This window comes from Chromobacterium sp. Rain0013, from assembly GCF_015291765.1.
Classification (GTDB): domain Bacteria; phylum Pseudomonadota; class Gammaproteobacteria; order Burkholderiales; family Chromobacteriaceae; genus Chromobacterium; species Chromobacterium haemolyticum.
Genome location: NZ_CP031514.1, coordinates 2,388,088 through 2,400,029, shown reverse-complemented (window position 1 = coordinate 2,400,029; position 11,942 = coordinate 2,388,088). Strand labels below are relative to the sequence as shown.

Below are 11,942 nucleotides of genomic sequence, written 5' to 3'. Positions count from 1 at the left end.
GCGCCATGACCACCCTGCCCCCAAAGCTCATCGCCGCCATCGACGGCGTCGCCATGGAGTACATCGCCGTCGGCGACTCGACGCCGCCCATCGTGTTGATCAACGATGCCGGCGCGCCGATGGAAAGCTGGTACAAAGTGCTGCCGGGGCTGGAAGCGCTCAGCGGCGTGTTCGCCTACAACCGCTGCGGCATCGGCAACAGCGGCAACACTCGCGAAGCTCAGACCAGCGCCGCGATGATGGAAACCTTGCGCGCGCTGCTGTTCAAGGCCGGCCTGACCCCACCCTATGTGCTGGTGGCCCATGCGCTGGGCAGCCTGATCGCCAATCTGTTCGCCCGCAGCTACGCCGGCGAAGTGGCCGCCGCCGTATTGCTGGACGCCGCGACGCCGGAAGACATCAGCGCGCTGGACGCGCGCCGGGGGCGGCTGGGCCAGTTGATGCGCCGGGCCTTGGACTTGGCTCAGGACCGCGATACCCTGAACGAAACCGGGCACCTCAGACGCAGCGCGGAGCAGATCGCCGAAGCGCCGCCCTTCCCCGACATCCCCCTGTGCGTGATCAGCGGCGGCGCGCCAAGCTTGTCCTGGCTAACCCCCAGAGCGGTGCTGGACGCGCGCGCCGAAGGCCAGCGCCGGCTGGCGGCATTGTCGCCGCGCGGCCGCCACGTCATCGCCGCCCGCAGCAGCCATTTTCCACAGCTCTCCGAGCCAGAGCGGGTTGTCTCCGCGGTGCGCGACGCGCTGGCCGCCATCGCCGCAAGCTGAAAAACCGCACCGTGGCCGCCTCTGCGAGCGGTTCGTCAACGCGTCACAAGCACTTGAAGTAATAAGCGGTGGGATGCAGACGCCCGTCCGGGCTGGCGGCGTAATCCGGGATCTCCCCGCTCTTGCTCCAGCCCAGTTTGCGGTAGACCTCTTCCGCGCCGGAGCCGGCCTCGGTATCCAATACCAACAGGCGGATGCCCTGTTTGTGTGCATGATCTTCCAGCGTCGCCATCAATTGGCGCGCCACGCCGCGGCCGCGGCAAGCGGAATGCACCAGCAGTTTCTGCACCTCGGCGCGGTGACGGCCGTTGCCGCGCTGACAAGGCGCCAGCTGCACACAGCCCAACAACGCCTCGTCCTCCTCCGCCAGCCATAATTGCAAGCCCGCGCCCAGCAGCGCGTCCACCTGCGCCCAATAGGCGGCGGCCTCCGATACCCGCAAGGGCGCGAGAAAACCCACTGAAGCGCCGCCGGCCACGCTGTCCGCCAACAAAGCGCTTAAGCGCGAGTAATCGCCGGCCGCCAGCGCCGGTGCGAGTCTGATACGCATCATTTCTGTCTCCCATTGGATCATGGGCATGGACAAGCAGCTTTCATGCCGGCTGCGGCGGACCGTTCACATACGCTGGAATAGATGGGCGTAGCTGCGGCTGACTTCCAGCGGCTCCGCATGGCCGCGCAATTGCAGCAACAGGCCGCGCTGGCCGTCGTCGCGCTTGATCTGTTCGATGGCGTCCACCCGCACCAGGGTGGAACGGTGAATCTGCCAGAATTCGTCCGGGTCCAGCGCCTGCAACAGCTCCTTGATCGGCATGCGGATCAAGGCCTCGCAACCGGCGGTCTGCACCCGGGTATATTTTTCGTCGGACTGAAAGAACAAGACCTCGCTGGTGCTGATCATGCGCAGGCTGTTGCCCACCGAGGCTTTGATCCAGCGGAGGTAGTCCGGCCGCGCCAACTGGCGGCTCAGTTGCTGCAAGGAGGCCTGCCAGTGCGACGGCAGCGCCAATTGCCGCTGCTCCCAGCGCTGACGCGTGCGCAGCAGCCGCTCGTCCTCCACCGGCTTGAGCAGATAGTCCACCGCGCCTTCCTCGAAGGCCTTGATCGCGTACTGATCGTAGGCGGTGACAAACACCACCGGACACAGTCCGTCGATCTCCATCGCGGCGGCGATGCCGTTCTGCACCGGCATGGTGATATCCAGGAAGGCGAGGTCGGGCCGGTGCTCGCGCACCCGTTCCACCGCCTCGGCGCCGTCATGGGCCTCCGCCACTATCCTCAACTCCGGCCACACTCTCTGCAAGGCCATGCGCAGTTGCTCTCGCATCAGGCGCTCGTCGTCGGCGATCACCGCGCTTAGTTTCGTCATCAATCGCTGTCCTCCGCCAGGCTAGCCGCTCACACCAGCGCGAACGGCAGGGCTATGGTGGCGCGGGTGCCGCCCTCCGGCAACACTTCCAGCTGCAATTGCGCACGCTCGCCGTGCAGCATGGCCAGCCGTTCACGGATATTGCTCAAACCCATGCCCTGCCCAGGCTGCTCCGGAAAACCGACGCCGCTGTCGCTCACCGTCACTAATAATTCGCCGGTCAGCACCTTGGCCCCGATGACGATGTCGCCGCCCTCGGCCTTGGGCTCCAGGCCGTGCTTGATGGCGTTTTCCACCAAAGTTTGCAGCATCATCACCGGAAAGCGCGCATCCAGCAGCGACTCCGGCACCTCCAGCCTCACCCGCAGCCGGTCCTCCATGCGCAACTGCATGATGTCCAGGTAAGCGCGCGAAAGCTCCAGTTGCTGGCCAAGACTGGTTTCCGCTGGAGAATCCCGCCATTCCGGCAGCGAGGAGCGCAGGTAGCGGATCAGCGCCTTCTGCATCAGCAAGGCGCGCTCCGGCGCGGTTTCCATCAATTGGCACACCGAGGACAAAGTATTGAACAGGAAGTGCGGCTCGATCTGCGCCTGCAGCGCCCCCATTCGCGCTTCCGCCAACTGGCGTTGCAGCGCCTCCACCTCGGCCAGTTCCTCCGCCTGCTGGCTGCGAACCACCGCCTCGTCCGCGCGCAGCTCCGCCCGACGCTTGCCACCGGCCACGATCTTGACGACGCAGACAGCCACGCCCAGGAAAAAGGCCAGCACCGGCACTCCGATGATGCCGCCCATGATCAGCCCCAGGAAGCAGATCAGCAGCAGCCGCCCCCAGCCGACGATGGCCAGCCAATCGAAAAACAGCCACCAGTAGATGGAGGCCTTGTGGCTGACGAGGTCAATGCCCGCCAGCGCCTCCGCATGTCTTTGCCTATCCATGATACGCCCCCCGGTCTTGCTTCATTTCTTCCTCGGTCCTCTCCGTCAGCGCCGCCGGTTTCGACGGTTTCGGCGCAACGCAGGCCTTGACCAGGAAGGACATCAGTATCAAAAAAACCACGGCACCGCTCAGCGCCAGCACGCCGCTCAAAATCAAGGCCAGCAGGGAGATCAGCGCCAGCCGCCCCCAGCCAAGCCCGGCCAGCCAGTCTACATAAAGCCGCCAGTAAATGGCGATCTTGTGCTTGACGCCGCTCAGTCCATCCAAAGCTTCCGCGTGTTTTTCCCGGTCCATGTCTAGCTCCTAGTGATGCGTTGTGGTTAACGCTGCTCACTGTAGCCAGCGCCAAACGCGGCCGATAGCGGCTTGCGACGAAACGCCCGGGGCGATGGACGAAACGGCCGAACGGGCGACGAACGGGCGGCGTTTTTAACGCCGCCCTTCACGTTACAAGCCTAGCTCCCGTTCCAAGGCGCCCATCTCCCGCCGCCATTGCTGCTGCAATTGCGGCTTCTGATGCTTGGGCTTGCGCGCAAGGTCCGCGCTCAACAGCGCCTCTAGCTGATACAAGCGCTCCAACTGCCGCTCCGCTCCGCTTGGGGCGGGCGCTTCTCCCGCTGTCGGCGGCGGCTCGGTCGCGGCCGCGACAGCCGGCGGGCTGAACAGCTGGGCGTAGGCGCCGGCGGCGTCCGGCCACTCTCGCAGCCGGCCGTCGCTGACCACCCAGAAGCGGTTGCACGATTGCTCGATCAGCTCGCGGTCGTGCGACACCAAGAGGAAACCGCCGGCAAAACCAGCCAGCTCCTCGGCCAGCTCGCGCTTGCCGTCCAGATCAAGATGGTTGGTCGGCTCGTCCAGCCACAACAGGTGGTAGCTGGCCAGCGACAGCGCCAGGAACAACAGCCGCGCGCGCTCCCCGCCACTGAGGGTGGCCACGGTCTGGCCGTGGCGCGCATAGGCGAAACCGGCGGAAATCAGCGCCTGCCTCCGCTCCGCGTCGCTCAGCGGCGCGAACGGATACAGCGCGTCCGGCAGCGTAGCCGCGTCGTCCAGCCGGCGCAGCGACTGGTCGTAATAAGCGATGCGCGCCGCCGGATGCGGCCTCCAACCAGCGCCGGCCTCGCCTTGCAGCCAGTCCCGCCAACACTGGCGCAGCAAAGACGACTTGCCCGCGCCGTTGGCGCCGAGCAGGGCGACTTTGTCGCCGCTGCGCAAGCTCAACTCGTCGGCCTCGAACAGCGTTGGAAGGCCCGGCGCGGCGCGCACCCGCAGGCCTTCGAAGACCTGCAAGCGGTCCGCAGCCAAGGGCAGGCCTTGCAGCCGCAAGCGCCATGGGCTGCCGCGGCTGACGAAGGCTTGCTCCTCCTTCAGCCTCTCCACCCGCTTCTGCATGGACTTGGCCTTGCGCACCAGTTTTTCATTGTCGTGCTCGCGGCCCCAGACCGCCAGGCGCTTGCTGCTGACGGTCAGGCGGTCGATTTCTTTTTGCTCGCCGGCGCGCCGCGCGCGAGCGGCGTCGTCGGCCTCCGCCAGCGCGGCCCGCGCCTGGCTACACGGCAGTTCAAAGCGGTACAAGCGCTGGTCGCGAAGAATCCAGCTGTGCGAAGTCACGGCGTCCAGCAGCCGCGCGTCGTGGGACACCAGGATGAAGCCGCCCTGCCAGCGGCGCAGAAAGTCTTCCAGCCACAGCAGCGACGGCAGGTCCAGGTGGTTGCTGGGCTCGTCCAGCAGCAATAGATTGGGCTGGCGCAGCACCGCGCGCCCCAGCAGCAGCCGGGTGTGCTGGCCGCCGCTGAGGCTGGCGGCCGGGGTATCGGCCGCGGCCGACAACTCCAGCTCGTCCAGCAGGCTGTCCACCCGCCAATGCTGCTCCGGCTGGCGATCCACCGCCTCCAGCAGCGCCGCGCGCGCGCTTAAGGCCGCCAGCCGCGCCGGCAGGTGTTGCTCCACATATTGCAGCCGGCACAGGCCGGCGTATTGCACCATGCCGGCATTGGCTTCTCGCTGGCCGGCCAACACGCCGAGCAAGCTGCTCTTGCCGCAGCCGTTATGGCCCAGCAGGCCGATGCGGTCGCCCAGTTTTACGGTAAAGGAAAGGTCCTGGAACAGCGGGCCGTGGCCGGCGTCCAGTTGCAAGGATTGCGCGGAAATCAGGGTTGTCATGCTCTTGCTCTCGTTTCTTTGGGACGTGAAAATCCCTGTCAACAGGAGCGCTGGCGACAACATGAGAGTCGGAAAAGACTCGGCGAGTAAAACTCGAAATGAAGAGTGGCTTTGCTCCGACCCGGTTATCGCAGCGCGATGGAACTCGGGCAAGAGCCGGCAAATGTGCCATACAAGCGAGCCAACATTTCTGGGCGCGCAAACTGAACCATATTTACCTCCTTTCTTTAATGATGGCGCGGAACCGTTCCACAGTCGGCGCGTTCCGCGTTGTCGCCGTCTCGCTTAGAGGGCACGGCTTCTCTTTCATCCATAGCGGATACAGGCCGGCAGTGTAAACCATGGCCGCCGGTCCGCGCCAGCCGTCCCCGCCCTCCGTCCAAAGCCATATTTCCCGCAATACGGGAATGAAAAACAAAAATCTCCAGGTAATTACCGCCACATGAGAAACCAGGCTTCTTCGGGACAGTCGCAGTAGATAAGGTTAGAAAATCCTAATAAGGACCAGACATGCCCACCCTCAGTTCTTCCTCCGATCGTCTGCTGCAAACCCTGCAACTGGTGGCGGCCTCGCCCCAGCCGCTGAGCGCCAAGGAAATGGCGCGGAGACTGGCCTTGCCGCCGTCCACGCTATACCGCCAGCTAACCCATTTGAGCCAGTGGGGACTGCTGCAGCCCGGCGAGGACGGCGCCTACCACGCCGGCCCGCTGGGCCTGCAGTTGGCGATGGGGTTTCAGCAGCACAACACGCTGGCGGCGCAAGCGCGTCCGGAAATGCAGCGTCTGGCGCGGCTAAGCAATGAAACAGTGGCCTTGATGGTGGCCACCCGCCAGCAGGTGATTTGCATCGAGATGATGGAAAGCCAGCAGACGCTACGCTGCGCCTTCGCCGCCGGCAAGGGGCAGCCGCTGGCGCGCGGAGCGTCGGCGCTGGCCTTGTTGGCCTTCATGCCGGCAGCGCAAAGCCAGGCCTCCCTGGACAGCATGCTGCCGTCGGAGGAACACGAAACCTTGCGCCAGACGCTGGCCGAGGTGCGCCGCCAGGGTTACGCCACCAGCGACAGCGCCATCGACCCCGGCATCTGGGGCGTCAGCGCCCCCTTGCTGCAGGGCCGCCGCAAGCTGCTGGGCGCCTTGACGCTGATGGCGCCCTCCGGACGCGCCCAACGCCGCGCCCAATTGGTGGAGCAAACCCGGCAGGCCGCGCGCAACATCAGCGCTTATCTGGGCTGCGACTGAGCGGCCCCAAACCGAAAGACCGAGCATGACGCAATACACTCCTCCCGCGGCCTGGAGCGGCCGCATCGACGCCGAAGGCGAACTGGCTCGCCGCTGGCATCAACGCGTGCGCCCATGGCAGCCCGGCGCCGCCGCCGGCTTCGCCCTGCTGGGCTTTGCCTGCGATGCCGGCGTGCGCCGCAACCAGGGCCGTCCGGGCGCGGCCGCCGCGCCGCGCGCCATCCGCCGGGCGCTGGCCAACCTGGCCTGGCATCAGCAGCAAACCGCCTACGACGCCGGCGACGTCCATTGCTTGGACGACGAACTGGAAGCCGCTCAGGCCGAATTGGGCCGACAGGTGGCCGGCCTTTTGGACGCCGGCCAGTTCCCCATCGTGCTCGGCGGCGGCCACGAGGTGGCTTACGGCAGCTTTCTTGGGCTGGCCCGTCACCTGGAAACCGCCGGGCGCGCGCCGCGCATTGGCATCGTCAACATCGACGCTCACTTGGACCTGCGCCAAAGCCCGCGCGCCTCCTCCGGCACCCCCTTCGCCCAGATCGCCGCCGACTGCGAGCAACGCGGCTGGTCCTTCCATTACTTGTGCGCCGGCGTGGCGGAAACCGCCAATACCGCCGCGCTGTTCGCCACCGCCCAACAATTGGACGCCCAACTGCTGTTCGACGAAGAGCTGCAACCGTGGCGGCTGGAACAGCCGCTGCAAACGCTGCGGGACTTCATCGCGCCCTGCGACGACCTGTACCTGACCATAGACCTGGACGCGCTGCCGGCGTCGCAAGCGCCCGGCGTCAGCGCGCCGGCGGCGCTGGGCGTGCCCTTGGCCACGCTGGAAACGCTGATCGACGTCCTCCGCGCCAGCGGCAAATTGCGGCTGGCCGATATCGCCGAACTCAACCCAGAGCTGGACCAGGACCAACTGACCGCGCGGACCGCCGCGCGGCTTATACACCGGCTGACGAGGCCCCTCTAAGAACCTGTTCACGATCTGCTGCGCTTCGTGAAGCGTTGCACGGTGAGTACAAGCTCAAATTGCTCATGTACCACTCGTCCATTCCGCTTTTTCGCTCGTTTTCGTCTTGTCTCGCTCTTGCTCGCGAGATCGTGAACAGGCTCTAAAAGATCCGCCAGGCCCAAGGCTTGGCGCAACAAGCCGCGGCACAGCGGCAAACCGCACCTTTGCAAAGGAGAAACCATGCAGCAATGGAAACTGGATTTGATCGCCACCACCGCGCTGGCGGTGACGGCCCTGCTGGCCGGCTACTGGCTCAAGCGCCATGTGCGCTTTTTCGAACGCTTCTGCATCCCGGCTCCGGTGATAGGCGGATTCGCCGTCTCCATCGCCGTCTTGCTGCTGCGCGAGAGCGGCATCGCCGCCGTCAGCTTTGACACCACCTTGCAAACGCCCTTCATGGTGGCCTTCTTCACCACGGTGGGCATAGGCGGCAGCCTGGCGCTGCTGCGCACCGGCGGCAGCGCCCTGCTGATCTATCTGGGCATCTGTTGGGCGCTGGCGGTGTTTCAGAACGTGTTCGGCGCCGGAGCGGCGGCCATGTTCGGCCTGGATCCCACGCTGGGCGTGATGGCGGGCGGGGTGTCGCTGGAAGGCGGCCACGGCGCGGCTGCGGCCTTCGGCCCGATGGCGGAACAACTCGGCACCCAGGGCGCCACCGCGGTGGCGCTGGCCTCCGCCACCTTCGGCCTGATCGCCGGCGGCGTGTTGGGCGGACCGCTGGCCAGCTGGCTGATCCGCCGTCACCAATTGCCGATACAAGCCGAGGCCAGCGCCATGCAAGCGCCGGCTTATCACGATCACGAAGCCAACATTACCGTCAACAGCGACTCCCTGATCTCCTCCATGGGCCTGATATTGGTTTTGATGACCGCCGGCACGCTGATCGCCAGCCAGGTGCAGCAGCGCTGGGACTTCGTGCTACCCGCCTATGTAGGCGCCATGTTCGCCGCCATCGTGTTTCGCAATCTGAACGACCGCGCGCGGCTGGTCCGGCTCAATGCCGCCGCCATTGACGCCATCGCGGACATTTCTCTGGGCGTCTTCCTGACCATGGCGATGATGAGTTTGAAGATCTGGGAGCTGTACGACCTGGCCCTGCCGCTCCTGGGCGTGCTGTCCTTGCAGGTGGTCGCGCTGACGGCGATCAGCGTCTTCATCGCCTTCCGCCTGCTGGGCAAGAACTACGACGCGGCGGTGATGTGCGCCGGCCTGATGGGGCACGGCCTGGGCGCCACGCCCAACGCGGTGGCCAATATGAGCGCGGTGTGCCAAAAGCACGGCGCCACCTCGTACAAGGCTTTCCTGATCATCCCGCTGTGCGGCGCGGTGCTGATAGACTTGGTGGCGATTCCCTTCCACGCCTGGATCATCAACTACCTGCATTGAGGCCCGCCATGACGCTCATCCGCCTGCAAGACTGCCCGCCCAGCCCGTGGAAAAACGGCGGCGGCAGCACTCGGCAATTATTGATCTCCCCCGCCGGGGCCGGCCTGGACGATTTCGACTACCGCGTCAGCCTGGCCAGCGTGGCCAGCGACGGGCCGTTCTCGCGCTTCGATGGGGTGGACCGCCAGCTGTTGATCCTGCAAGGCGCGGGGCTGGAACTGAAACTGGACGGCCGAGACAGCCTGCGGCTGACGCCCGGCGACGCGCCGCTGGCCTTCGCAGGGGAAACTCCGGCGCAAAGCCGGCTGCTGGACGGCCCGCTGACTGATTTCAACGTGATGACGCGGCGCGGCCGCTACCAATCGCGACTGGACTATCTGACAGTGGACGACGCGTTGGAGCTGCGCGCCGATGCCGAGCTGATTTTGCTGCTGGCGCTTGAGGATGGCGCGCAAATCCTGCAAAACGGCCATCTGATGCCGCTGGCGGCCTGGGACGCCGCCGTCGCCCGCCGCGGCGAAACGCTGCGGCTGCACGCCGCGCGGCCGCTCGCGCTATTGCAAGTGGAGTTGGAAGCCATCGCCCCAAGCTGATGCGATCTATAATCATTTAGGTTGTTGAAATAGGCCGATAGGCTTTTTAACTCCCAAGGAGATTCTTATGGCATCACCTGTTTCCTACATTGAGATCGGCGCCGCAGACGCCAGCTCTGTCGGGGTCTTCTTCGCCGAACTCTTCGGCTGGAGCTTCCACCCCATGGGCACGGAAGGCGATGGCTGGTTTCAAGCCGGCTCGATCAAAGCCGGCCTGCACGGAGGCGAAGCCGCGCCACGGATCGATCTCTTTTTTCAGGTGCCGGACCTGGCTGCGGCCGTTGAGCGGGTGCGGGCCTTGGGCGGCCAAGTCGACGGGGGCATAGCGGAAGAGCCGGGCTTCGGCAAGTTCGCACAATGCCATGCGCCGGGCGGCCTGAGCTTTGGCCTGCATCAGCCCGAGGCCTCCTCCACGGCGTCCAGTTCAAGCTAAGAACCTGTTTACGATCTGCTGCGCTTCGTGAAACTTGCCAAGGTGAGTACCACTTCGAAATGCTCATGTACCACGCGTACATTCCGCTTTCTCAGCCGTTTTCGCCTTGTCTCGCTCTTGCTCGCGAGATCGTAAAAACGTTCTGAAGCGGGGCCGTTCCCCGCAGCCTTCAATCCCGTTGGCACACCCGGATCTGATGCCCGTCCGGGTCCAGCGCCACAAAGGTGCGGCCAAAGACTTCGGTGCTCGGCGGCTGCGCGATGCGCAAATCGGGATCGTCGCGCCAGGCTTGATAGAGCTGGTCCACTTCCGCGCCGGATGCCAGCATGATACCGGTTTCAACAAATCTCGGGACATCGGCATCCGGCTCGCCTGCGCCACTCCACAGCGCGAACAAGGCCTCGCCGCCGGCATCAAAGGCGACGTAACGCGGACTAACAAACACCGGCTCGGCAGCGAACAGGCGTCGGTACAGCGCGGTGGAGCGCAGGATGTCGGCAACATAGATCAATTGCAGATTGGGCTTGGGGGCCAGGCTCATGTCTTTCTCCTGAAATGGGTACCGGCCGCGGTCCTCGCCGCCGGACCACGCCAGTCTAAAACCCCCCTGCTGACAACGTGCCGTCAGCAGGGCGCGGTCTTTCCGCGCCCGCGCGCCGACGCCAACAACGCGGCCAGCATCAGTGCCGCCGCCAGGCCGAAGGCGGCGCGCGTGCCGGCGGTCACTTGCGGCGGCGCGGCGGCGCCGATGTCCGCAGCTCCGCAAGCCGCGGCAAATACCGCCCCCATCAAGGACGCGCCAGTAATCAGACCCAAATTGCGCGACAGATTGAGCAAGCCGGACACCAGGCCGCGCTGCCGCGCCGCCGCGCCGGTCAACGCCTGGGTATTGTTGGCGGCCTGGAATACGGCGTAGGCCGCGGTCATCAGCATCAGCGGCAATAAATAACCGGCCAGGCCCAGGCCGGACGGTTGCAGGGCCAGCGCCAACGCGCCGGCGCCTATGCCCGCCAAACCGCAGCGCGTCGCGGTGCCCGAGCCATATCGATCCACCATCCGTCCGGCCGGCACGCCGCTCAAGGCCGCCACCATCGGCCCCACCGACATCGCCAAACCGACGCCGGCGGTGTCCAGCCCCAAACCGCGCGTCAAATAGAAGGGGCCCACCACCAGAGTGGCCATCATCACCGTGGACACCAAGGCGTTGCTAAACAAGCCGGCGGCCAACGCCGGATCGCGCAGCAGGGCCAGGTTCAGCAAGGGCGCGGCGGCCTTGGACTCGGCCCGGACAAAGCCCCCGCAACCGACGGCGGCAGCCAGCAACAAGGCGATGTTGAACGCGCCGAAATGCCCGAGCCCCTGGCCGAACTTCAGAGTCATGGCCAGCGCGTAAGCGGTCAGGGTCAGCGCCAGCCAGCCGCTGCCGACAATGTCGAAACCGGCGCGCTCGGCAACGGAGCCGCGCGCCGACGGCAGCGTGCGCCAGGCCAGCGCGAAAGCCAGCGCTCCCAGCGGAAGCATGAGCCAGAACATCGCGCGCCAGCCGAAACCCGCGATCAGCGCGCCGCCCAGCGACGGCCCCAGCGCGGTGCCGACGGCGGACATGGCGCCCAATAGCCCCATCGCCCGCCCCACTTTGTCGCCAGGCGCGATGTCCGCGACAAAAGCCATGCCTAGAGCCAACATCAACGCCGCGCCGACGCCCTGCAAGGCCCGCCCGGCGATCAGCGCCCAAAACGCCGTGGCCGCGCCGCAGCCGGCCGAAGCCGCGACGAACAGGCAGATGCCCGCCAACAACGCGCGTCGACGACCGAATTGATCACCCAGCCGGCCGGCGTTGACGCTGGCCAGCGTGATCAGCAACAGATACGCCAGCACCACCCATTGCGCCTGCTGGAAACTGACCCGGAAAGCAGCGGCCAGCGCCGGCAGGCCGACATTGGCGACGCTGCCGCCCAGAGACGCCAGCAGAATCGCCAGCGCCAGGCCGGCCAGCGCGGCGGAAGATGTGGAAGATGTGGAAACAGGCATGACGAGGACTCCCCGC

General features: G+C 65.9%; 13 protein-coding genes. 6 read left to right on the top strand and 7 right to left on the bottom strand.

Annotated features, from left to right (window positions below; genetic code table 11):
• The first annotated feature begins 5 nt into the window (after window positions 1-5).
• On the top strand, window positions 6-767 hold the full coding sequence (locus DXT74_RS11275) for an alpha/beta fold hydrolase (protein ID WP_194427973.1): 762 nt from the start codon (window positions 6-8) through the stop codon (window positions 765-767).
• 43 nt (window positions 768-810) lie between these two features.
• Here DXT74_RS11275 and DXT74_RS11270 read toward each other — a convergent pair whose 3' ends face one another.
• From DXT74_RS11270 to DXT74_RS11250, 5 genes are all read right to left on the bottom strand, one after another.
• The gene (locus DXT74_RS11270; protein ID WP_194427972.1) at window positions 811-1,320 is read right to left on the bottom strand and encodes a GNAT family N-acetyltransferase; all 510 of its coding nucleotides are present in this window, start codon (window positions 1,318-1,320) and stop codon (window positions 811-813) included.
• Between the two features lie 63 nt (window positions 1,321-1,383).
• A complete protein-coding gene (locus DXT74_RS11265; RefSeq protein ID WP_114152180.1) occupies window positions 1,384-2,136 on the bottom strand; it encodes a LytTR family DNA-binding domain-containing protein in 753 nt (250 codons plus the stop codon).
• A 29-nt stretch (window positions 2,137-2,165) separates the two neighbouring features.
• Entirely contained in the window at window positions 2,166-3,071 is a 906-nt protein-coding gene (locus DXT74_RS11260; RefSeq protein WP_019103695.1) for a sensor histidine kinase, read from the bottom strand.
• The gene (locus DXT74_RS11255) at window positions 3,064-3,366 is read right to left on the bottom strand and encodes a hypothetical protein (protein ID WP_019103694.1); all 303 of its coding nucleotides are present in this window, start codon (window positions 3,364-3,366) and stop codon (window positions 3,064-3,066) included. The genes DXT74_RS11260 and DXT74_RS11255 overlap by 8 nt, the downstream gene beginning before the upstream one ends.
• A gap of 153 nt (window positions 3,367-3,519) precedes the next feature.
• Entirely contained in the window at window positions 3,520-5,235 is a 1,716-nt protein-coding gene (locus DXT74_RS11250; RefSeq protein WP_194427971.1) for an ABC-F family ATP-binding cassette domain-containing protein, read from the bottom strand.
• A 510-nt stretch (window positions 5,236-5,745) separates the two neighbouring features.
• Between DXT74_RS11250 and DXT74_RS11245 the strand changes: the two genes are divergently transcribed.
• The 5 genes from DXT74_RS11245 (at window position 5,746) to DXT74_RS11225 (ending at window position 9,895) form a co-directional block, all read left to right on the top strand.
• Window positions 5,746-6,474, top strand: coding sequence for an IclR family transcriptional regulator (locus tag DXT74_RS11245; protein ID WP_194427970.1), 729 nt, complete (start codon window positions 5,746-5,748; stop codon window positions 6,472-6,474).
• A gap of 25 nt (window positions 6,475-6,499) precedes the next feature.
• Window positions 6,500-7,441, top strand: coding sequence for a formimidoylglutamase (gene hutG, locus DXT74_RS11240; protein ID WP_194427969.1), 942 nt, complete (start codon window positions 6,500-6,502; stop codon window positions 7,439-7,441).
• Between the two features lie 222 nt (window positions 7,442-7,663).
• Complete coding sequence (gltS, locus tag DXT74_RS11235; RefSeq protein ID WP_194427968.1) at window positions 7,664-8,869, top strand: sodium/glutamate symporter; 1,206 nt, start codon at window positions 7,664-7,666, stop codon at window positions 8,867-8,869.
• Window positions 8,870-8,877: 8 nt separating this feature from the next.
• Window positions 8,878-9,462, top strand: a complete 585-nt coding sequence (locus DXT74_RS11230; RefSeq protein WP_043637421.1) for a HutD family protein — start codon at window positions 8,878-8,880, stop codon at window positions 9,460-9,462.
• A 67-nt stretch (window positions 9,463-9,529) separates the two neighbouring features.
• On the top strand, window positions 9,530-9,895 hold the full coding sequence (locus tag DXT74_RS11225; RefSeq protein ID WP_043637422.1) for a VOC family protein: 366 nt from the start codon (window positions 9,530-9,532) through the stop codon (window positions 9,893-9,895).
• A 169-nt stretch (window positions 9,896-10,064) separates the two neighbouring features.
• Here the strand turns inward: DXT74_RS11225 and DXT74_RS11220 are convergent, their stop codons facing one another.
• Window positions 10,065-10,436 (bottom strand): VOC family protein, encoded by a 372-nt coding sequence (locus DXT74_RS11220; protein ID WP_043637437.1) that lies wholly within the window; start codon window positions 10,434-10,436, stop codon window positions 10,065-10,067.
• Between the two features lie 83 nt (window positions 10,437-10,519).
• Window positions 10,520-11,926 (bottom strand): MFS transporter, encoded by a 1,407-nt coding sequence (locus tag DXT74_RS11215; protein ID WP_194427967.1) that lies wholly within the window; start codon window positions 11,924-11,926, stop codon window positions 10,520-10,522.
• Between the last annotated feature and the right edge of the window lie 16 nt (window positions 11,927-11,942).

Coding starts and splice junctions, on each gene's coding strand:
- DXT74_RS11275 (WP_194427973.1), top strand. CDS start 6: ATGACCACCCTGCCCCCAAAGCTCATCGCCGCCATCGACGGCGTCGCC.
- DXT74_RS11270 (WP_194427972.1), bottom strand. CDS start 1,320: ATGATGCGTATCAGACTCGCACCGGCGCTGGCGGCCGGCGATTACTCG.
- DXT74_RS11265 (WP_114152180.1), bottom strand. CDS start 2,136: ATGACGAAACTAAGCGCGGTGATCGCCGACGACGAGCGCCTGATGCGA.
- DXT74_RS11260 (WP_019103695.1), bottom strand. CDS start 3,071: ATGGATAGGCAAAGACATGCGGAGGCGCTGGCGGGCATTGACCTCGTC.
- DXT74_RS11255 (WP_019103694.1), bottom strand. CDS start 3,366: ATGGACCGGGAAAAACACGCGGAAGCTTTGGATGGACTGAGCGGCGTC.
- DXT74_RS11250 (WP_194427971.1), bottom strand. CDS start 5,235: ATGACAACCCTGATTTCCGCGCAATCCTTGCAACTGGACGCCGGCCAC.
- DXT74_RS11245 (WP_194427970.1), top strand. CDS start 5,746: ATGCCCACCCTCAGTTCTTCCTCCGATCGTCTGCTGCAAACCCTGCAA.
- hutG (WP_194427969.1), top strand. CDS start 6,500: ATGACGCAATACACTCCTCCCGCGGCCTGGAGCGGCCGCATCGACGCC.
- gltS (WP_194427968.1), top strand. CDS start 7,664: ATGCAGCAATGGAAACTGGATTTGATCGCCACCACCGCGCTGGCGGTG.
- DXT74_RS11230 (WP_043637421.1), top strand. CDS start 8,878: ATGACGCTCATCCGCCTGCAAGACTGCCCGCCCAGCCCGTGGAAAAAC.
- DXT74_RS11225 (WP_043637422.1), top strand. CDS start 9,530: ATGGCATCACCTGTTTCCTACATTGAGATCGGCGCCGCAGACGCCAGC.
- DXT74_RS11220 (WP_043637437.1), bottom strand. CDS start 10,436: ATGAGCCTGGCCCCCAAGCCCAATCTGCAATTGATCTATGTTGCCGAC.
- DXT74_RS11215 (WP_194427967.1), bottom strand. CDS start 11,926: ATGCCTGTTTCCACATCTTCCACATCTTCCGCCGCGCTGGCCGGCCTG.